19 protein-coding genes are annotated in these 17,411 nt (G+C 71.3%); 10 read left to right on the top strand and 9 right to left on the bottom strand.

All coding sequences use genetic code 11. The annotated features are described in order from the left end of the window. Nucleotides 1-40: 40 nt before the first annotated feature. The 5 genes from FHS08_RS07905 (at nucleotide 41) to FHS08_RS17265 (ending at nucleotide 3,939) form a co-directional block, all read left to right on the top strand. Entirely contained in the window at nucleotides 41-178 is a 138-nt protein-coding gene (locus tag FHS08_RS07905; RefSeq protein WP_167037630.1) for a lasso RiPP family leader peptide-containing protein, read from the top strand. 66 nt (nucleotides 179-244) lie between these two features. Next, on the top strand, nucleotides 245-1,405 hold the full coding sequence (locus FHS08_RS07910) for an asparagine synthase-related protein (RefSeq protein ID WP_167037633.1): 1,161 nt from the start codon (nucleotides 245-247) through the stop codon (nucleotides 1,403-1,405). Next, nucleotides 1,395-1,856, top strand: a complete 462-nt coding sequence (locus FHS08_RS07915) for a lasso peptide biosynthesis B2 protein (protein WP_167037637.1) — start codon at nucleotides 1,395-1,397, stop codon at nucleotides 1,854-1,856. Before FHS08_RS07910 ends, FHS08_RS07915 begins: the two co-directional genes overlap by 11 nt. Next, a complete protein-coding gene (locus FHS08_RS17260) occupies nucleotides 1,853-2,791 on the top strand; it encodes a hypothetical protein (RefSeq protein WP_167037640.1) in 939 nt (312 codons plus the stop codon). The genes FHS08_RS07915 and FHS08_RS17260 overlap by 4 nt, the downstream gene beginning before the upstream one ends. Beyond that, nucleotides 2,788-3,939: a nucleotidyltransferase family protein gene (locus tag FHS08_RS17265; protein ID WP_167037643.1), complete on the top strand. Its 1,152-nt coding sequence runs from the start codon at nucleotides 2,788-2,790 to the stop codon at nucleotides 3,937-3,939. Before FHS08_RS17260 ends, FHS08_RS17265 begins: the two co-directional genes overlap by 4 nt. 6 nt (nucleotides 3,940-3,945) lie before the next feature. Here the strand turns inward: FHS08_RS17265 and FHS08_RS07930 are convergent, their stop codons facing one another. Genes FHS08_RS07930 through FHS08_RS07955 form a run of 6 tightly spaced genes read right to left on the bottom strand, consistent with a single transcriptional unit; the run spans nucleotide 3,946 to nucleotide 9,804 of the window. After that, nucleotides 3,946-4,881: a glycosyltransferase family 2 protein gene (locus FHS08_RS07930; protein WP_167037645.1), complete on the bottom strand. Its 936-nt coding sequence runs from the start codon at nucleotides 4,879-4,881 to the stop codon at nucleotides 3,946-3,948. 33 nt (nucleotides 4,882-4,914) lie between these two features. After that, nucleotides 4,915-5,841 (bottom strand): GNAT family N-acetyltransferase, encoded by a 927-nt coding sequence (locus FHS08_RS07935; RefSeq protein ID WP_167037649.1) that lies wholly within the window; start codon nucleotides 5,839-5,841, stop codon nucleotides 4,915-4,917. Between the two features lie 13 nt (nucleotides 5,842-5,854). Further along, entirely contained in the window at nucleotides 5,855-6,493 is a 639-nt protein-coding gene (locus FHS08_RS07940; protein WP_167037652.1) for a PIG-L deacetylase family protein, read from the bottom strand. Next, nucleotides 6,490-7,656 (bottom strand): polysaccharide pyruvyl transferase family protein, encoded by a 1,167-nt coding sequence (locus FHS08_RS07945; protein ID WP_167037655.1) that lies wholly within the window; start codon nucleotides 7,654-7,656, stop codon nucleotides 6,490-6,492. The genes FHS08_RS07940 and FHS08_RS07945 overlap by 4 nt, the downstream gene beginning before the upstream one ends. Then, nucleotides 7,653-8,447, bottom strand: a complete 795-nt coding sequence (locus FHS08_RS07950; protein WP_167037658.1) for a glycosyltransferase family protein — start codon at nucleotides 8,445-8,447, stop codon at nucleotides 7,653-7,655. Before FHS08_RS07950 ends, FHS08_RS07945 begins: the two co-directional genes overlap by 4 nt. Before the next feature lies 1 nt (nucleotide 8,448). Then, nucleotides 8,449-9,804, bottom strand: a complete 1,356-nt coding sequence (locus FHS08_RS07955) for a glutamate-1-semialdehyde 2,1-aminomutase (RefSeq protein WP_167037662.1) — start codon at nucleotides 9,802-9,804, stop codon at nucleotides 8,449-8,451. 57 nt (nucleotides 9,805-9,861) lie between these two features. On the opposite strand from FHS08_RS07955, the gene rfbG reads away from it, so the two are divergent. After that, nucleotides 9,862-10,917, top strand: a complete 1,056-nt coding sequence (gene rfbG, locus FHS08_RS07960) for a CDP-glucose 4,6-dehydratase (RefSeq protein ID WP_167037665.1) — start codon at nucleotides 9,862-9,864, stop codon at nucleotides 10,915-10,917. Beyond that, nucleotides 10,914-11,483 (top strand): dTDP-4-dehydrorhamnose 3,5-epimerase family protein, encoded by a 570-nt coding sequence (locus FHS08_RS07965; RefSeq protein WP_167037668.1) that lies wholly within the window; start codon nucleotides 10,914-10,916, stop codon nucleotides 11,481-11,483. The genes rfbG and FHS08_RS07965 overlap by 4 nt, the downstream gene beginning before the upstream one ends. A gap of 58 nt (nucleotides 11,484-11,541) precedes the next feature. On the opposite strand, the gene FHS08_RS07970 is transcribed toward FHS08_RS07965, so the two are convergent. From FHS08_RS07970 to FHS08_RS07980, 3 genes are read right to left on the bottom strand one after another with little or no spacing between them, the layout of a single operon-like run. After that, nucleotides 11,542-12,690, bottom strand: coding sequence for a class I SAM-dependent methyltransferase (locus FHS08_RS07970; protein WP_167037671.1), 1,149 nt, complete (start codon nucleotides 12,688-12,690; stop codon nucleotides 11,542-11,544). 42 nt (nucleotides 12,691-12,732) lie between these two features. Next, a complete protein-coding gene (locus FHS08_RS07975; protein WP_341800361.1) occupies nucleotides 12,733-13,017 on the bottom strand; it encodes a PqqD family protein in 285 nt (94 codons plus the stop codon). After that, the gene (locus FHS08_RS07980; RefSeq protein ID WP_167037673.1) at nucleotides 13,014-14,219 is read right to left on the bottom strand and encodes a glycosyltransferase; all 1,206 of its coding nucleotides are present in this window, start codon (nucleotides 14,217-14,219) and stop codon (nucleotides 13,014-13,016) included. The genes FHS08_RS07975 and FHS08_RS07980 overlap by 4 nt, the downstream gene beginning before the upstream one ends. Before the next feature lie 121 nt (nucleotides 14,220-14,340). Between FHS08_RS07980 and FHS08_RS07985 the strand changes: the two genes are divergently transcribed. From FHS08_RS07985 to FHS08_RS17130, 3 genes are read left to right on the top strand one after another with little or no spacing between them, the layout of a single operon-like run. Next, entirely contained in the window at nucleotides 14,341-15,363 is a 1,023-nt protein-coding gene (locus FHS08_RS07985) for a GDP-mannose 4,6-dehydratase (protein WP_167037675.1), read from the top strand. Then, nucleotides 15,360-16,292 (top strand): NAD-dependent epimerase/dehydratase family protein, encoded by a 933-nt coding sequence (locus FHS08_RS07990; protein WP_167037678.1) that lies wholly within the window; start codon nucleotides 15,360-15,362, stop codon nucleotides 16,290-16,292. Before FHS08_RS07985 ends, FHS08_RS07990 begins: the two co-directional genes overlap by 4 nt. Next, nucleotides 16,289-17,389 carry a glycosyltransferase gene (locus FHS08_RS17130; protein WP_167037681.1) on the top strand — a complete coding sequence of 367 codons (1,101 nt, stop codon included), beginning with the start codon at nucleotides 16,289-16,291 and terminating at the stop codon, nucleotides 17,387-17,389. The genes FHS08_RS07990 and FHS08_RS17130 overlap by 4 nt, the downstream gene beginning before the upstream one ends. The last annotated feature ends 22 nt before the right edge of the window (nucleotides 17,390-17,411 follow it).

The raw sequence follows: 17,411 nt of genomic DNA on the forward strand, positions 1-17,411 counted from the left end.
TGGTCTTCGTGGCGGTCACGCATATCTGGGGAGATCGACAATGGCATACGAGGCACCGAAGATCACTGAGGCTGGGCGCTTCTCCGACGTCACTCGGGGCGACAAGCTCGACCTGAGCTTCGAGGACAGCGTCTACGTGTGGGGCCTGCAGATCCCGGTTCCGTTCGGCTCGCGCTGACGCGAATCACGTGATGGGTGGGTGACGACCGTCGCCCACCCATCACCGCGTTCGGACAACCCTCACATGGCAGTGCAGACGGATGCCGCGCATCCGCGCTTCGACAGGCTCGTCGGCGTCGAGTCGGGCCTGGGCTTCCCGACGGAGCACCCGCCGATCGGCATCCCGCGGCGGCGCGGCCCGAGGCCGCCCGTGCGCGAGCTTCTCGAGACGCTCGTCGCGCAGGCCTTCGGAGACCGCCCCACCTATGTCCTGTTCTCGGGCGGCCGTGACTCCTCGGCGATCCTCGCGGTCGCGCAGAAGGTCGCCCGCGGGATCGGCGCGGACGAGCCGATCCCCGTCACCGTGCGTCACGTCGGCGACGCGGCCGCCGAGGAGTCGGAGTGGCAGGAGCTGGTGTTCGCGCACCTCGGCATCGGCCGACGGATCATCCTCGAGTTCGACGGCGAGCAGTCATGGCTCGGCGACGCGGCGCAGCGGGCCCTGCGCCGGCACGGTCTCGTCTGGCCGGAGTCGGTGCAGCTGCAGTCCGCGATCTACGAGCACCTGAGCCCCGGCGCCGTGCTGTCGGGCGAGGGCGGCGACATGATGATCGGGGGGCGCCGGCTGACACCGCTCGGCGACGCCGTGCGCGATCTGCGTCCGAGGCGCGCGCTCCGGCTCGTGCGCCCGACCTTCTTCCCGCCGCGCTCGACGCCCGAGGGCGGCCACTACGCGTGGCGGACCCCCGCGGCACGGGAACGCCTGCACACGGCGTTCGCGCACTGGTCGCACGAGCCGCTGTCGGCCGCGGGCGGGTTCCGGTACATGATGAGCCAGCCACCCATCTACGTGGGGCGGCGAAACCTCGAGGCCTCCGCCGCCGAGTTCGGCTCGGTCGCCGTCAACCCGCTCATGGACCCGCGGTTCGTCGACGCCGTCTCGCGCGCGGCCGGCACGTTCGGGCTGGGCGATCGCACCGCGATGATGCGGTGGCTGTTCTCCGACCTCCTCCCCGACAGCGTGCTCGCGAGATCGACCAAGGCGGCTTTCAACACGACCCGATGGCGTGCGCGCGAGGAGGAGTTCGCGCGGGAGTGGGACGGCAGCGGCCTCGATCCCGAGTACGTCGACGTCGAGTCGTTGCGGCGCGTCTGGCTCGAGGGCCCCCGCATCCTCACGGCCTATCACCTCCACGCGGCATGGCTCTCCCACCACGGGTTACCGTTGGTACCCGATGGCACTTAGGCACCGCGTCCGCACGCTTCTCTCCTACCCTCCGCGCCGGTGGGGGGATCTCGTCGTCGCCGCGACGCTCGTGGCACGCGTCGAGCGGGCACTGCGACGAGGCGGCGTCGAGCAGGCGGCCCGGATCGGACGGGTGAGGGTCGTGATGGACGGCGTCGCCGCGCCCGTCGGCGCCACGACGCTCGTCGAGCTCTCGGCTCGCGAGCGGGAGCAGCTCGACACGGCATGGCGGATGCTCCGCCGTCCCCCGTTCAACGGGACGTGCCTTCGCCGCGCCCTCGTGGGCGGATACTTCCTGCGCGCGCACGACCCCATCCTGCGCATCGGCGTCGCCAAGACCGACGGCGTCGTGGCCGCCCACGCCTGGGTCGAGATCGACGGCGTCGGACTCGACCCCGACGGGGCGGAGAAGTACCGCGTGCTGAGCCGACCCGACGGGATGACCGAGTGACGCGCGCACTTCTCTACGGGCTCGGCGTCGACGCCGACTTCGACCTCCACGATGCGGGCGACGTCCCCGCCCGCATCGACGTCACCGTCGTCACGCGCGAGCCGCTGCGCGAGTGGCCGTCGCTGCCGGACGGCGAGGTCAGACTCCACTTCGAGACCGACGGCCCTTGGTACACGCTCGTGGAGCGGGCGGACGGCTCGTGGCACTTCCGCGTGCACAGCGTGTGCGACTTCCACGTCTCGGAGGATCTGCGCTCCGTCGAGCTCGAGATGCACGACTCGGCGGCGCCGGGCATGGACGGCGTCATGACGACGGGCACGCTCCTCTCGCTGCTGCTCTATCTGCGCGGCGCGCCCGTGTTCCACGGCAGCGCGGTCGAGGTCGACGGCGAGGTCGTCGCCTTCATCGGCCACTCCGGGCAGGGGAAGACGACGATGGCGACGCTCTTCTGCGCGGACGGGGCATCCGTCGTCACCGACGACGTGCTCGTCGTCGACGACTCCGACGGCGTTCCCACCGTGCGCCGCGGATCGCGCGAGCTCCGGCTGCGACCCGGCATCGAAGAGCTCGCCGATCGTGTCGCGGGCGCGAGCCGGCGCACGAGCGCGGATGCGCGCGACGTCGTCGCTCCGCGGCACACGACGGCCGACGCCGTCCCCCTCAAGGCGATCGTCATCCCCGCGCCCGACCGAGGAGGCTCGCCCCTCCGCTTCGAACGGCTCGGCCACAGGGACGCGACGGTCGCCCTCATGTCGTTCCCGCGTCTCATGGGCTGGCGGCACGAGCCCGTGCTCTCGAGCGTCCTCCGCGTCGCGGCGCAGACGGCGGCCCGCGTGCCCGTCGTCGTGGCGCACGTGCCGTGGGGCCCGCCCTTTCCCGACGGCCTCGCCCGAGCGCTGAGCGACTTCCTCGCGCCGGCGGAGAGGGTCGAGTGAGCGATCGGCTTCGGCCCCTCGCGCGGCTTCTCGTCGAGAGCGTGACGGGGGCGACGGGCCCGCTGCCCGCGGGCGTCGCGGACGAGGCCGCCGACCGCGTGCTCGCGGCCGGCGAGCTCCATCGTGTGCGCCCTGCGATCCGCCGGCGCGTCCTTGCGGCCCCGGACGCCCCGCCGCAGTGGCGCGCCCCGCTCGATCGGGCACATCTCGACCAGGTGCTGCGGCAGCTGCGCGCGGGCAGCGACGTGGGCGTCATCGCGGGGATCCTCGATGGGGCGGGAATGGCGTGGGCGGTCTCGAAGGGCCCCGTGCTGGCCGACGCCGTGTGGCCCCACTCGATCATGCGCGAGTTCGCCGATCTCGACGTCTTCGTCCACCCGGCGCGATTCGGCGAGGCGCTCGCGCTCCTCGAGAGCGGCGGCTTCGCGCTCGTCGACCGCAACTGGCCCGAGATCGCGCGGCAGAACAGAGCAGAGCTCGCGCTGCGCGGGCCTTCGGGCCTGGCCATCGACCTCCACTGGGGAACGGTCGTCACGCCCCGCGCACGCCGCTCGTTCCCCGTCGACCTCGCGACGCTGCTGTCCCGCGTGCGGCCGGTCGCGCTCGCCACGGGCGTCTGCGTGCCGGCCTTCGCCCCCGCGGATCTGCTCGTGCACGTCGCGTTCCACGCCGCCCAGTCGGGGGCCAACCGGCTCGCCTGGCTCGGAGACGTCCTCTACTGCGCGCTGCAGCCCGACCTCGACTGGGATGCCGTCGCACACGTGTGCGGCACGACGGGGATGAGCGCGGGGATCGGGCTCGTGCTCGCCCGCACGGAGCGCGTGTTCGACCGCCGACTGCCCCTGCCTGGCGCACTGCGGCGCGAGGCCGATGACACGGCCTGGGCGCGACGGGCTCGCGGGGTGGACGTGCGCTCGCCCTTCCCCGGGCTCCCCGGCGACGCCGCGCTGGGCGGCACGTACTATTCGAGCGCGCGATCGAGCCTGCCCGCCTCTGTCGCCGCCGCCGTGCGGACGAGCATCGAGGTGCGCGTCATCGAGTCCCGCGTGCGGCGTCGAGGCGTCGAGCGCAATCCCCTCGACGACGATGTGCCGGATGCCGCAGCCCGCGCGTCGTACCTCGGCGCGATCGCCGCCGGCACGGCGTGAGGAGGGTCACGCGTCGTCGGAGGGCACGGACGCCGCTTCGCGCGCGGCCCGCTGCGCCCGGAGCCTGCCGGCGCCGGGGCTGACGCCGACCGCGTTGGCGATGTCGCGCGCGACGGCGCGCCAGCGAGGGAACACCCATGACGGTCCGAGCGTCGCCCAGCAGCGCAGCTTCTCGCCGAACGGGAGCTCGCTGTGCGCGATGCCGCGATAGAGCTCGACGTTCGTCATCGTCTCGGCGAAGGAGCGGTTCGCCTTCTGCCCCGGCGCGAACCAGGTCGAGGAGCTCACGCCCTGCACCGAGACCTGCGAGTCGTGGCGGCGCTGGTGGAACAGGTGCTCGGGCACGAGCTGCAGCTTTCCCGCGCACAGGAGCTCGACCAGCAGCACCATGTCGTCGCCGAGCGTCGACACGATCCCGCGCGTCCTGCGCAGAGCGTCCATGCGGATGACGCCGTACATCGGGTGCGACGCCTGCGCCCGCAGCAGATTGCGGATGCGCTCGTGCGCCGTCGCGGCGTCGGCGCCCAGGCCCAGGTCGTCGAGGTCCTCGTAGACGACGCCGTCGGCGTCGATGATCTGCGTGCGCGGGCAGACGAACGCCGTCTCGGGGCCCGTCGCGTCGAGAGCCTCGAGACACGCGCTCGCGAAGCGGGGGAGCTTGATGTCGTCGGCCGCCATCCAGCTGAAGAACTCCGTGTCGGCGAGGGCGAGCACGTTGCCGTAGTTCCAGATCCCGCCGCGGTTCTCGTCGTAGCGGTGGTAGTCGATGCGCGGGTCCTCGGCCGCGGCCGCTCGGCAGAGGTCCTGCGTGGCATCCGTCGATCCGTTGTCGGAGATCACGATCCGGATGTCGGCGAGATCCTGCTCCTGGATCGAGCGCAGCGCGGCGGGCAGGTACTTCTCGCCGTTGTACACGGGGATGCCGAAGGTGAGCCGAGTCATGACGTCATTGTCCAATCGAAGGGTCGTCCGCCGTCAGTGCCGCCGGGTCACCGTGCGGACGGCGCTGTGCGCGAGGTGGCGCAGCGTGGGCGCGAGGACGAGATCGTAGTCCGCGCCGACGGTCGGCGCCCACCGCGACTTGTACGCGTGGCCGCCCCCGAGGTCGATCTCGCGGATGCCATGGCGCGTCGCGTACTCGAACAGCTCGTCGATGATCCGCACACCGGTCGGGAGGGAGCCGACGCTCTCATCGCGGTAGAGCACTCCCGCTGTGATCGTGTCGCCGTCGATGAAGTTGGTCGACCCCGCGAGCGGGCGGCCGTCGTCGTGCAGGACGAGCGTGACGAGCCGGCCCGCCGCCGTGAGCCGACGTGCGATCTCGATCTGCGCGTCGGCCGACGCCTCGGGTCTCGGCTCCTCGGGCGTGGCCCATTTCGCCGCCCAGGAGCGGATCGTCCACTCGGCGTCTCCCGGCTCGTCGATCCGCAGGCCGAGCTCGCTGCAGCGGTTGCGGGCGTTGACGATCGTGCGCCACATCTTCGAGCTGCGCCAGAACGCCTCGCGCTCGGCGACGACGAGGCGCGAGGTCGGCTTGTCGTGCGACTCGCGGATCGCCGGATGCCGTGCGGCCTCCGGCATCCCCCACCATGCGACCGAGATCTCGGCATCCAGGCTTGCGATCGCCTCGAGCGCCATTCCGTCGGCGGACGGGCAGATGAAGCCGGGGATGAGCCAGTTCGTGAGGTTGCGCCAGCGGAGCCGCCCCTCCCGCTCGAGGCCCACGACCGCGACGGGACCGTTCCCGTCCTCGACGACCGCCGCACGGCCGCCTTCGGCGAGACTGCGCTCGAGCAGCGTCGCGTAGAGGCCGGGGGGACACATCGACGACGCGGGCAGCGCCGAGAGAGCGGAGTCGATCTCGGGCGACCAGGCGTCGTACCACGTCGAACGGAGTCTCATCGGGGGTTGCCCTTCACCACACGTGCAGGACGGCTTTGGATGCCGTGAAGGCCTCGGCGTACCGCGTCAGCGTCTCCGCGCCGCGCAGCCGGAGCAGGCTCAGGAAGAACTCGTCGTCCCACCAGTCGCGCGAGTGCTGACTCGGGAACGCGCGGTGGAGCAGCTCGACCTTCCGCTGGGCGGTGTCGACGCTCAGCGGCACGTACATGTTCGGCCGTCCCAGGTCTCCGTCCCACTTGGGGATCTCGTAGTGGAGCACGAGGGGTCCGCGCCACACCGTCGTCACGAGCGAGCCGAGCAGCGCGTGGTCCTGGTGGGCGTCGTCGGGTCGCGGCGCCAGCACGATGTCGGGCTGGGGGAACTCGTCCCGGAACGCGTGCAGCGCATCCTTGACCGCCGCCCACGCGGAGGGCAGGCGGGCATCCGCGAGCCCGCCGAACCGCGGCGGGGCCGTCGCGCCGAACAGCTCCGCCGCGTCGCGCGCCTCGGCCTGCCGCTCGGGCGTGCCGGTGAGCACGAGTGAGCGGACCTCCGTCTCCGGGCGTGCCGCGAGCGTCAGCAGAGTGCCGCCGCAGCCGATCTCGATGTCGTCGGGATGCGCACCGATCGCGGCCACGCGGAGCGGACCGGACGGGATCGTCAAGAACGTCATGCGGTCTCCTGTCGACCCGAGATCGCGGCGAGCACGGCGGGCCAATGCGCCTCGAGACGCTCTCGCGCCGCCTGCACGCCCTCGGCCACCTGGACTGACAGCCGATCGTAGTTCGCCGCTGCCTCCTCCACCAGGAGCGCGACCTCGTCGGGATCGAAGTCGAGCGCGTCACGGTGGACGGCCGGAACCCCGAGCTGCTCCAGCATCGCGAGATGCTTGAGGTTGTAGCCGATCGACACGACGGGCGTCGTCGCCATCTGGGCCATGATGAGCGTGTGGTAGCGGCTCGCGACGACCACGCGTGCTTCGGACATGACCCGCACGAGCTCGTCCGTCGTCGAGGCATCCGAGACACGCACGACGCCCCGGGCGAAGCGCGCCGCGATCTCGTGCCCCGTGGAGACGTCGCCGTCGTCGCCTGCGACGATCACGACGCGGTGACCGGCCGTCAGGAGGCGCTCGATGACGGCCGCGCAGCGCGCGACATAGCTGTCGTGGGCGGGACCGGGTCCCGGCCGATCGGGGCCGCCGTAGTCGATGACGCCGAAGACGACCAACTGCGGATCGCGATCGTCTGCCAGCGGCGGACGGAGCGAGAATGCCATGTCCGTGACGACCGGGTCGCTCGAGGCCGCGGCGAGCCCGTTGTCTCGCATGCACGCTCGCGAGCGCTCATCCCGATACGAGCGATAGGCCGCGTGCGCAGCCGTGCTCCGGATGAACCGACGGGCGAGCGGATCGGCGATCCGGTCGACTCCGACGTCGAGAAGCACGAAGCCCTTGCGCTTGATCCGCGTCGCGACGCTGAGCCCCCAGATCTCGAACGGGGTGCCGAAGGCGTGCGCGATCTCGAGCCCGCCCGAGCCTGCCACGACGACGGAGTCGAGGTCCCCCACGATCCGCAGGGCGTGACGGAGGTATGCCGCGCGATTGCGCAGCGCGCCGAGAGCACGTGCGATGCGGTTGCCCCCGCCCGAGACGGGGCTGCCGACGAGCCGTGCGGGGATGCCGTGCAGCCCGGATGCCGCTTCCGGCTCCTCCGTCAGGATGACGGGGCTGAAGCGGGCAGGATCCAGCTGAGCCAGGAACGCCTCGAGCGTCGCCTCGTTCCCGTAGTTGCCCCTGCCGAAGACACCCCAGATGCCTACGCGGGTCGATGTCATCCGTCCGCCTTGGGTGCGGGGTTCCGCCAGACCTCCCACGGAGCGCTGCCCTTGGCGTGCAGCTCCTCGAGATACGCGCGCTCCTTGAGCGTGTCCATGCATGCCCAGAATCCGCGGTACTTGTTGGCCGTGAACCGCCCGTCGGCCGCGGCCTTGATGCAGGCGTCCATGACGAGGTCGTCGCCGGGCTCGAGGTAGTCGAAGATGCTCTGACGGAGCACGAAGAACCCGCCGTTGATCCACATGTCCATGTCGGCGACGGCCTCGACCCCGGTCATGCCTCCGGCGGCGTCGAAGCCGACGACGTGGAACGAGTCCTGCGGCGGAACTGCCAGCAGGCTCCCCACATGGTCGTCGGGGAGCGATGCGATCAGCTCGTTCATCGGCGCATCCGACACCCCGTCCCCGTAGTTGGCGAGGAAGACCTCGTCACCGTCGAGGTAGGGACGCACGCGGCGCAGGCGCTCGCCGATCGCGGTGTTCAGGCCCGTGTCGACGAACGTGATCTTCCATTCGGAGATGTCTGTCGACAGCAGCTCGATCTCGTCTCCGCCCTCCGTCAGCACGAAGTCGTTCGAGGCCGTCTCGCGATAGTTGAGGAAGTAGTCCTTCACGGCGCTCGCGCCGTGGCCGAGGCACAGGATGAACTCCTTGTGCCCATGATGCGCGTACCACCGCATGATGTGCCACAGGATCGGCCGGTCGCCGATCGGCGTCATGGGCTTGGGCGCCGACTGGTTGTCCGCGCGGATGCGCATCCCGAGGCCCCCGCAGAACAGGACCACCTTCATGTCATGCCCCCAGCCGTCGCGGTGCTGCGAACTCTCGGATGGCCGGCGCGACGGGACGGCCGCGCAGCAGTCCGGCCGTCGAGCCGGCCTCGAGGGCGCGAGCGTAGATCTCGGCCGCTCCGCGGAACGCCTCGACCGTCACGGCCAGGTCGTCGTCGGTGTGCGCCGCCGAGATGACGAGCGACTGGGCCAGGACGCCCCGCTCGAGCAGCTCCTGGATGAACAGCGTCCGATACTCCTGCGAGGGCTTGCCCTCGGCATCCTTCGTCCCGAACACGAGTGCCGAGGGACGCCCGAACACCGACACGTGCTGCGACACGCCGGCCTCGGCGAGGACGACGTCGAGCTCGCGCTTGAGCGCCGTGCCCTGCGTCTCCATGATGCCGACGACGTCGCGCTCCTGATAGGCGTCCGCGACCGCGAGGTAGGCGGCGAGCCCCGTCGTCTCGCCGCCGTGCGTCGTCGAGAGCAGGAAGACGCGGGACGCGTCGGTGTTCAGGCCGCCGAGCTCCATGAGCTCGCGCTTGCCCGCGAGGGCGGAGACGCTGAAGCCGTTCGCGAGCGCCTTGCCCCACGTCGACAGATCGGGGGTCACGCCGTATACGGAGTGGGCGCCCGCAGCCGACCAGCGCATGCCGGCGATCATCTCGTCGAAGACGAGGACGACGCCGTGCTGCTGCGTGAGCGTGCGCACGCCCTCGAGGAACCCGGGCGCCGGCTCCGCCGTGCCCGTCGCGGGCTCGAGGATGACCGCCGCGATCCGGTCGCCCTTCTCGGCGAGCAGGTCGCGCAGCGAGTCGAGGTCGTTGTAGACGAAGGAGACGGTCAGGTCGCGGACGGACTGGGGGATGCCGGCGGTCATCGCCGTCGTCCCCATGAACCAGTCGTCGACCGAGAAGAAGGGGTGGCTGCGGCAGACGGCGACGAGGTCGCGCCCCGTCGCGGCACGCGCGACCTTCACGGCGGCGGTGGTGACGTCCGAGCCGTTCTTGGCGAACTTGACCATGTCGGCCGTCGGCACCTGCTCGAGGAACCGCTCGGCGGCACGGAGCTCCCACACGGAGGGACGCGAGAAGCCGACGCCGTCGTAGGCGACGGCGGCCACGGCATCCGCCACGGGCTTGTAGCCGTACCCCAGGGTCACGGCCTTCGCCCCGAGCCCGTACTCGACGAACCAGTTGCCGTCGAGATCGAGCACGCGAGCACCCTCACCGCGGACGATGATCGGCGTGGCGTCCTCGGGATACTGGTCGGATCCGCGTGCATTGGTATGCGCCCCGCCCGGCACGTATCGGTGCAGCGAACGCTGCGCGTCGGCCGATCGCGCGTACGATCTCAGAGTTCCGTCCTTGGTCATTCTGCCCCCCAGTAGGCAACCGTGCTTCGGACGCCGCGGATACCGTACCGTGGCCCTATGCATTCAGAGTACTGGCATGGACGAGCGGTTTTCGTCACGGGGCATACCGGTTTCAAGGGGGCTTGGCTCACCGTTCTGCTGCACCGTCTCGGCGCGCGTCTGCACGGGTACGCCCTGCCCACTCCGGATGACTTCCTCTTCCAGCGTGCAGGTCTCCGAGAGCTCCTCGAGCAGGACGTGCGCGGCGACATCCGCGACGGGGAGGGCGTCGCCGAGGCCATCGCGGCATCCGGTGCGCAGGTCGTTCTGCACCTCGCCGCACAGTCGATCGTGCGGGAGTCGTACGCGACGCCCCGTGACACCTTCTCCGTCAACGTCGACGGGACGCTGTCCGTGCTCGAGGCCGCCCGCAGCGTCGAATCGGTCGATCGCGTCGTCGTGGTCACGACCGACAAGGTATACCGCAACAACGAGTGGCCGTGGGGATACCGCGAGCTCGACCCTCTCGGCGGCGACGATCCGTACAGCGCCAGCAAGGCCGCGTGCGAGCTGGCGACGCACTCCTTCGCCGTGTCCTTCCCCCGCGAGCGCTTCGCGGTCGCCTCGGCACGCGCCGGAAACGTCATCGGCGGCGGCGACGCGACGCCGGACGCCCTCATCCCGGAGCTCATCGCGGGGTTCGCCGAGCGGCGTCCTGCACGGCTGCGCCGCCCCCGTGCGACCCGTCCGTGGCAGCACGTCCTCGAGCCGCTGAGCGGATACCTGACCCTCGCCGAGAGCCTCGACGCGTCTCGCCACGACACGGCCTGGAACTTCGGCCCCGCGGCGGAGGACGGGCTCACCGTCGGCGGGCTCGCGGACGAGGCGGCGCGCCTGTGGGGCGAAGGGGCGTCGTGGATCGACGAGGACGACGGCGGTCCGCACGAGGCGGGACTCCTCATGGTCGACTCCGCCAAGGCGCGTGCGGACCTCGGGTGGCGCCCTGCCCTGCGCGTGCCGGAGGCCATCGCCCTCACGGTCGAGTGGGAGCAGCGTGTGCGAGACGGCGCGACGCCGCTCGCGGTGACGCAGGACCAGGTCGATCACTATCTCGCGAAGGCGGGCGTGGCATGAAGTTCCACACGACAGGGATCCCGGGCGTCGTGGTGTTCGAGCCCACCCCCATCCGCGACCACCGCGGGTTCTTCACCCGCACGCTCGACGTCTCGGTGCTGCGCGACGCGGGGATCGATCCCGCGTCGTTCGTGCAGGAGAACCAGTCGCGGTCGTCGCAGGGCGGCATCCGGGGCCTTCATGGGCGTCTCGGCGACGGCGAGGCCAAGCTCGCCCGATGCGCTCGGGGCGCCGTCCTCGACGTCGTCCTCGACGCACGCCCAGGGTCGCCGACCTTCGGCCGCGTCGAGACGTTCGTGCTCGACGACGTCGACCACCGCCAGGTGTACGTGCCCGGCGGCTGCCTCCACGGGTACCAGGTGCTCTCGGACGAGGCGGACTTCTGCTACCGCAGCGACGTGTTCTACGCCCCCGGCGAGGTCGCAGTGCATCCGCTCGACCCCGAGCTCGGCATCCCGTGGCGCACGCCCTACGGAGAGCTGAGCGCCCGTGACGCGTCGAGCCCGTCGTGGCGCGCGTTCGCGACAGACGTCCTGGGTGCGACGCTGCCTCCGCCGGTCGAGTAGGCGCGCGACGCGACGACGAAGGGCCGGCCCCGAGGCCGGCCCTTCGCGTCGTCGGCGGCTACGCCGGCTCGACCTCGTGCGGTGTGGGGTCCATGAGCACCCAGCGGCCCCCGTTGGCCTCGATCTCGGAGTACGTCCTGCGCACCTCGTCGAGGAGGTCGGGGACGAACAGCAGGACGCGGTCGGGACGCAGCGCGATCAGATCCTGCGGCGACACGATCGGGATGCGGTTCACCGGCATCGTGAGACCGTGCTTGCCGGGAGCCCCGTCGGCGATGGCGACCATCTTGTCGCTCGTGATGTCGGCCGCGCACAGCAGCGAGGCCGTCCGCGACGCCGCGCCGTAGCCGGCGACCGTGAGGCCCTGCTCCTTCGCCTCGTGGAGATACGTGTCGATCGCCTCGACGCTCTCCGTGACGGCACGGCCGAGCGAGGCGACGTAGTGGGGGTCGGTGATGCCCTCGGCCAGCTCACGGCCGATCATCGCGGTGACGGTGTCGCCCTGCACGTCACCCCACGCGCTGCCCTTGCGGGCCAGTGCGAGCAGGACGGTGCCGTTGTAGAGCGGGTACTCCCACGCGTCGAGAGCCACGAGACCGAGCTCTTCCGCCATGCGCACGAGCACCGGCGTCGAGTACAGGCCGTAGTGGCCGAGCTTGAGCGAGTTCCACATTCCGTGCCGGACGACCGCGGCCACGTTGTGATACTGCAGGAGGAGGACGCCGTCCGGCGCGAGGTGCGAGACGCGCTCGACGAGGGCGGCCTTCTGGTCGCGATCGTGCATGATGCCGAAGTTGTCGACCACGACGTCCGCGACGCCCTCGTGGACGGGGACGAGCCCGCGCTCCTCGAGCTGCTCGGTCCACGAGCCGCCGTGCGGGCTCGGGTACTCGAAGACCGTGTCGCCCGACTTCAGGTAGGTCGCCTCCGCCGCCTGCGTCACCGAGGTCTCCGCCTGCCTGACGACGGCGATCGGCTCGATCCCGAGCACCTCCTGAGGCGTCGTCGGGTCGTCCTCGAGCTGGATGAGGCCGCTCACGGTGCTGATCACCATGCGCAGCGGGTACCGCGGGTCGGGGCCGGGCGCCTCGGGACGAGGGAAGAGGTCGGACGGCGGCTGCTCGCCGAGGTCGAGCACGACGTAGCCGCCGGGCTCGCCGCTCCACCGGTCACGCCACGAGTCGATCGGAAGGGGAAGGTCGGACATGCGGGTCTCCGTAGGAGTCGAGGGGCCGGTGGTCTCGGGGGATCAGTCGATGGGCGCCAGCAGCGACTTGGCGCTGAGCTGCTCGACGAACGCGTCGGCGTCGGCGAGCGCCTGCGGGCGATCGATGTCGAACGCGTCGACCAGCGCATCGGCGAGCTCGTCGAGCGAGCGCTCCTCCGTGAGGAGCTTCGCGAGAGTCGTTCCGGCCGCGTTGGTCGTCAGGTAGGCGGACGTCTTCAGGTCGAGGATGACGAGCTCGCCGTCGATCTCCTGCCAGGTCACGCCCTCGCTGCGCAGCTTCATGTGCGTCGTCCTCCCCAGGCTCACGACATCGACCCTACGGTACCGGATGCCGCGCCCCGCCACGCCCGCCAGACGGCGTCCGCCGTGCGCTCGATCGTGAAGCGCTCGGCCGCCGCGGCACGGGCGGCCACGGCACGGGCCGCGCGCGCCTCCGGCTCGTCGAGAATCGCGCGGATGGCCGCCGCGAGGGCTGCCGAGTCACCCGGTCGGACGAGGACGCCGACCTCGGTCGCCGCCCAGCCGCCCGCGAGGTCGGCCGTGCCGTCGGGGTCGAGGATCTCCGGCACGCCGCCGGCCGCCGTCGCGACGACGGGGACCCCCGCGGCCATCGCCTCGACGACGACCTGGCCGAACGGCTCGGGGACGGGGGAGGCGTGCACGACGACGCCCAGCTCGCGCAGGTGCCGTCCGGCATCCGGCACCCAGCCCGTGAACTCGACGCGATCCGCGATGCCGAGCGCCTCGGGGAGCGCCCGCACGGACGACTCGTACGCGTCCTCGCCGAACAGCGCGGCCCCCACGACGCGGAACCGCGTCGACGGGTTCGTCTCCGCGACCGATGCCGCGGCCTCGAGGAACTGCCGCTGGCCCTTGGTCGGGCTGATCCGTCCGATGAGCCCGACGACGGCACGGTCGGCGCCGTCGGAAGGGGAGTCGAAGGCGTCGGCGGCGAGGCCGGGATACGCGAGGGTGGACTTGCGCCGCGCCCGTCCGGGCAGCGTCGCGAGGGTCGCTTCGGAGTTGACGACGATCGCACGCGGGCCGAGGACCGCGAGCACCCGCAGCGCGGCCACGAGCGGGGCAGGCAGATAGTCGGGCGCGATCCTGTCGTGCACGTGCCAGACCCACCGGCGACCTGCCAGCGGCGCGGCGAGGGCGGTGAAGACGGCGGCCTTGAGCGTGTTGGCGACGACGACATCGGCGCGGGCGCCGCGGATCGCCCGGGCGAGCCGAGGTACGAACGCGACGGAGCGGCCGAGCGAGCGCACGAGTGCCGCGGGGGCCAGGACGCGGTCGCGGGATGTCTGGTTCACGGCCGGGTCCAGCTCGAGCACGGCCGTCTCGATCCCTGCGGCGCGCAGGCGGTCGACGAAGACGCCGGAGGAGAAGACGAGAGCCCGGATGTCGGCGCGATCGCCGTTGAGCTGCTCGACGACCCGCAGGAGGGCCAGTTGACCGCCTCCCTCCTGAGATGTGTGGTCGATGACCAGGATTCGCGGCGGCACGATGTTCCTTCCCGACAAGGGTGACGCACACGGAACGCGGCGTTCTTCCGCAAAGACTATGATCTACGCGTATCCGTGTCGGAATGCCGCCGCGGAGACAATCAGCCTGGGGGCGAACAAAATGACACACAGACGTACCGCTCTGATCACGGGGATAACAGGGCAGGACGCTCGGCATCTCTCGGAGTTTCTGCACGAGAAGGACTACGACGTCGTCGGACTGATCCGCGGCCAGAACAACCCGCGCCGTCCCGAGTTCGTGGCCAGCCGGCCCTACGTCCGGCTCGTCGAGGGCGATGTGACCGATCCCGTGTCGCTCGTCCGCGTCGTCGACGCGGTCGGTCCCGACGAGGTCTACCACCTCGCGGCGCTCAGCCACGTGGGGTACTCCTTCTCCAACCCGACCCTCACCTCGGTCGTCACGGGGCAGGGCGCGCTCAACATCCTCGAGGCAGTGCGTCTCGCCGGCCTCTCCTCGACGACGCGCATCTACCAGGCATCCAGCTCGGAGATGTTCGGCGGCCTCGACTACAACCGTCCGGGCAAGGGCTACGACGAGGACTCGCTCTTCCACCCGCGCAGCCCGTACGGCGTCGCGAAGCTGACGGCGCACTGGATCGCTCGCAACTACCGCGAGAGCTACGGCATGTTCGTGTCGTGCGGCATCGCGTTCAACCACGAGGGCGAGCACCGCGGCGAGGAGTTCGTCACGCGCAAGATCTCCCGCGCCGTCGCACGGATCCACCTGGGGCTTCAGGACTCGATCGACCTCGGCGTGCTGTGGCCGAAGCGCGACTGGGGCTACGCGGGCGACTACGTCCGCGGCATGTGGCAGATGCTGCAGCACGACCAGCCCGACGACTTCGTGCTCGCGACCGGCGAGACGCGCTCGATCGAGGAGTTCCTCGACGCCGCCTTCGCCCGCATCGGCGTCGACGACTGGCACCCGTACGTCCGCCTCGACGAGTCGCTGCTGCGGCCGGCCGAGGTCGACATCCTGCTCGGCAACCCGGCGAAGGCGGAGAGCGTGCTCGGATGGCGACGCGAGGTCGACTTCGAAGGCCTCGTCGACCGCATGGTGTCGGCTGACCTCGACCGGGAGCGCGCACGCGTGGGCGGCGTGACGGAGCCAGCCACGGCATGACCACCGTCACCGTCACTGGGGTGGACGGGTTCGTCGGCAGGCATCTGGTGAGAGTCCTCCGTCGGTCGGGAGCGAGGGTCGTCGGCGTCTCGCAGAACGTCGACGTCGATCCTTCGCTGCGCGACGACCTGGACCGCGTGGTCACGGCGGACCTCACGCGAGGCGTGAGCGCAGACGCGCTCGGCGACGTCGTCGTGCATCTCGCGGGCCTCGCCTCCGTCGACGCGTCGTTCACGCATCCCCAGCGCTATCTCACGGCGAACACCGCGATGCTGACGGTGCTCGGCGAAGCCGTGCTGCGTGCAGGTCGGCCGACACGCCTCGTGATCGCCGGCAGCGGCGTCGTCTACGGGAGCTCGCCCTCGGGCGCGCCCGTGACGGAAGGCGCCGCGTGGCGCCCGCACTCGCCGTACGCCGTGAGCAAGGCCGCCGTGGAGCACCAGGCCGCGTACTACCGTTCCCGCGGAGTCGACGCCGTCGTGTTGCGCCCGTTCAACAACGTGGGACCGGGACAGTCGCTCGGCTACATCGTTCCCGACCTCGTGGCCGCGGTGCGCAGGCTGGGTGACGGCGAGCGCCTGCCGACCCGAGGGCTTGACACCCGACGCGACTACACCGACGTGCGGGACGTCGCGCAGGCCTACACTCTCGTCGCACTCGCCGATCACGTGTCCCACACCGTGTACAACGTGGCGACGGGCCGCGCCGTCGCGGGCGCCGATGTGCTCGCGATCGTGTGCGACGAGCTCGGCCGCGATATGCCCGAGCTGCACGTGCGCGCACAGGAGCGGCGTGCCGAGGACGCGTCGTCGCTCGTAGGCGACGCCACACGCCTGCGACAGGAGTTCGGGTGGGAGCCTCGCATCCCGCTTCGCGAGTCGATCCGCGACTTCATCGCGCAGACTCTGGCCGAGAAGAGAGTGCCGTGACCGGGATCATCGTGCACGAGTGGATCGAGCGCTTCGGCGGCGCCGAGCGCGTCGCCGACTGCGTGGGCGCGCTGTATCCCGACGCACCCATCACGACGCTGTGGAGCGACGCCGAGCCTGGGCGGTTCGCCCCCGGTCGCGTACGGGAGTCCTGGATGGCGCGCACGCCGCTGCGCAGCCACAAGGCGCTCGCGCTTCCGCTCATGCCGCCCACATGGCGGAATCTGGGACGAGCGGATGCCGAGTGGGTGCTCGTCTTCTCGCATCTGTTCGCCCATCACGCCCGATTCGCCGGACCCGCGCGCGACGCCCGTCGGCTCGTGTACTGCTACACCCCGGCGCGGTACATCTGGGAGCCAGGACACGACGAACGCGGCCGGGGCCTCGGCCAGCGGCTCGCCGGGCCCGGGCTCCGAGCGCTCGACCGGCGCCGGGCCGCAGAGCCCGACGACATCGCCGTGGTCAGCAACTTCGTCCGCGAGCGTGTCGAGCGCTTCTGGGGGCGCGACGCGCGGGTGATCAATCCGCCCGTCGACGTGGCCGCCTTCGCGGAGCGCGGCGACGGCGGGCTCTCCGCGGCGGACGACGCCGTGCTGGAGGCCCTTCCGTCGAGCTTCCTGTTCGGGGCGTCCCGCTTCGTCATGTACAAGCGTCTCGACCTCGTGATCCGTGCCGGCATCGCGGCGGACCTGCCGGTCGTGCTTGCCGGAGACGGACCTGAGCGCCCCGCCCTGGAGGCGCTCGCGGCGGAGCATCCCGGTCGCGTCACCTTCGTCGGGCGCCCGAGCGACGCGCTCCTGCGCAATCTCTACGCCCGGGCGACGGCGTACGTGTTCCCTGCGGTCGAGGACTTCGGCATCATGCCCCTCGAGGCGATGGCGGCGGGTGCGCCTGTCATCGCGCCGCGGATCGGAGGGGGCAGCGAGACGGTCGTCGACGGCGTCACGGGCGCCCTCATCGACGACTTCACGGGGGCAGAGGTGCGCGAGGCGCTGACGCGCGTCGACGGGCTCGACCGGCAGGCGATGACGGCTCGCGCTCTCGAGTTCGACTCGAGCGTCTTCGACCGTCGCATGCGGGAATGGATCGAGCAGTGATCCCGCGGACCCCGGCTCGGGC

It is taken from the genome of Microbacterium ulmi (genome assembly GCF_011759705.1).
In the GTDB taxonomy this organism is placed as follows: domain Bacteria; phylum Actinomycetota; class Actinomycetes; order Actinomycetales; family Microbacteriaceae; genus Microbacterium; species Microbacterium ulmi.

What these genes read in the sequence shown, in the direction of transcription:
- FHS08_RS07905 (WP_167037630.1), top strand. Translation starts at nt 41, where the DNA reads ATGGCATACGAGGCACCGAAGATCACTGAGGCTGGGCGCTTCTCCGAC.
- FHS08_RS07910 (WP_167037633.1), top strand. Translation starts at nt 245, where the DNA reads ATGGCAGTGCAGACGGATGCCGCGCATCCGCGCTTCGACAGGCTCGTC.
- FHS08_RS07915 (WP_167037637.1), top strand. Translation starts at nt 1,395, where the DNA reads ATGGCACTTAGGCACCGCGTCCGCACGCTTCTCTCCTACCCTCCGCGC.
- FHS08_RS07930 (WP_167037645.1), bottom strand. Translation starts at nt 4,881, where the DNA reads ATGACTCGGCTCACCTTCGGCATCCCCGTGTACAACGGCGAGAAGTAC.
- FHS08_RS07935 (WP_167037649.1), bottom strand. Translation starts at nt 5,841, where the DNA reads ATGAGACTCCGTTCGACGTGGTACGACGCCTGGTCGCCCGAGATCGAC.
- FHS08_RS07940 (WP_167037652.1), bottom strand. Translation starts at nt 6,493, where the DNA reads ATGACGTTCTTGACGATCCCGTCCGGTCCGCTCCGCGTGGCCGCGATC.
- FHS08_RS07945 (WP_167037655.1), bottom strand. Translation starts at nt 7,656, where the DNA reads ATGACATCGACCCGCGTAGGCATCTGGGGTGTCTTCGGCAGGGGCAAC.
- FHS08_RS07950 (WP_167037658.1), bottom strand. Translation starts at nt 8,447, where the DNA reads ATGAAGGTGGTCCTGTTCTGCGGGGGCCTCGGGATGCGCATCCGCGCG.
- FHS08_RS07955 (WP_167037662.1), bottom strand. Translation starts at nt 9,804, where the DNA reads ATGACCAAGGACGGAACTCTGAGATCGTACGCGCGATCGGCCGACGCG.
- rfbG (WP_167037665.1), top strand. Translation starts at nt 9,862, where the DNA reads ATGCATTCAGAGTACTGGCATGGACGAGCGGTTTTCGTCACGGGGCAT.
- FHS08_RS07965 (WP_167037668.1), top strand. Translation starts at nt 10,914, where the DNA reads ATGAAGTTCCACACGACAGGGATCCCGGGCGTCGTGGTGTTCGAGCCC.
- FHS08_RS07970 (WP_167037671.1), bottom strand. Translation starts at nt 12,690, where the DNA reads ATGTCCGACCTTCCCCTTCCGATCGACTCGTGGCGTGACCGGTGGAGC.
- FHS08_RS07985 (WP_167037675.1), top strand. Translation starts at nt 14,341, where the DNA reads ATGACACACAGACGTACCGCTCTGATCACGGGGATAACAGGGCAGGAC.
- FHS08_RS07990 (WP_167037678.1), top strand. Translation starts at nt 15,360, where the DNA reads ATGACCACCGTCACCGTCACTGGGGTGGACGGGTTCGTCGGCAGGCAT.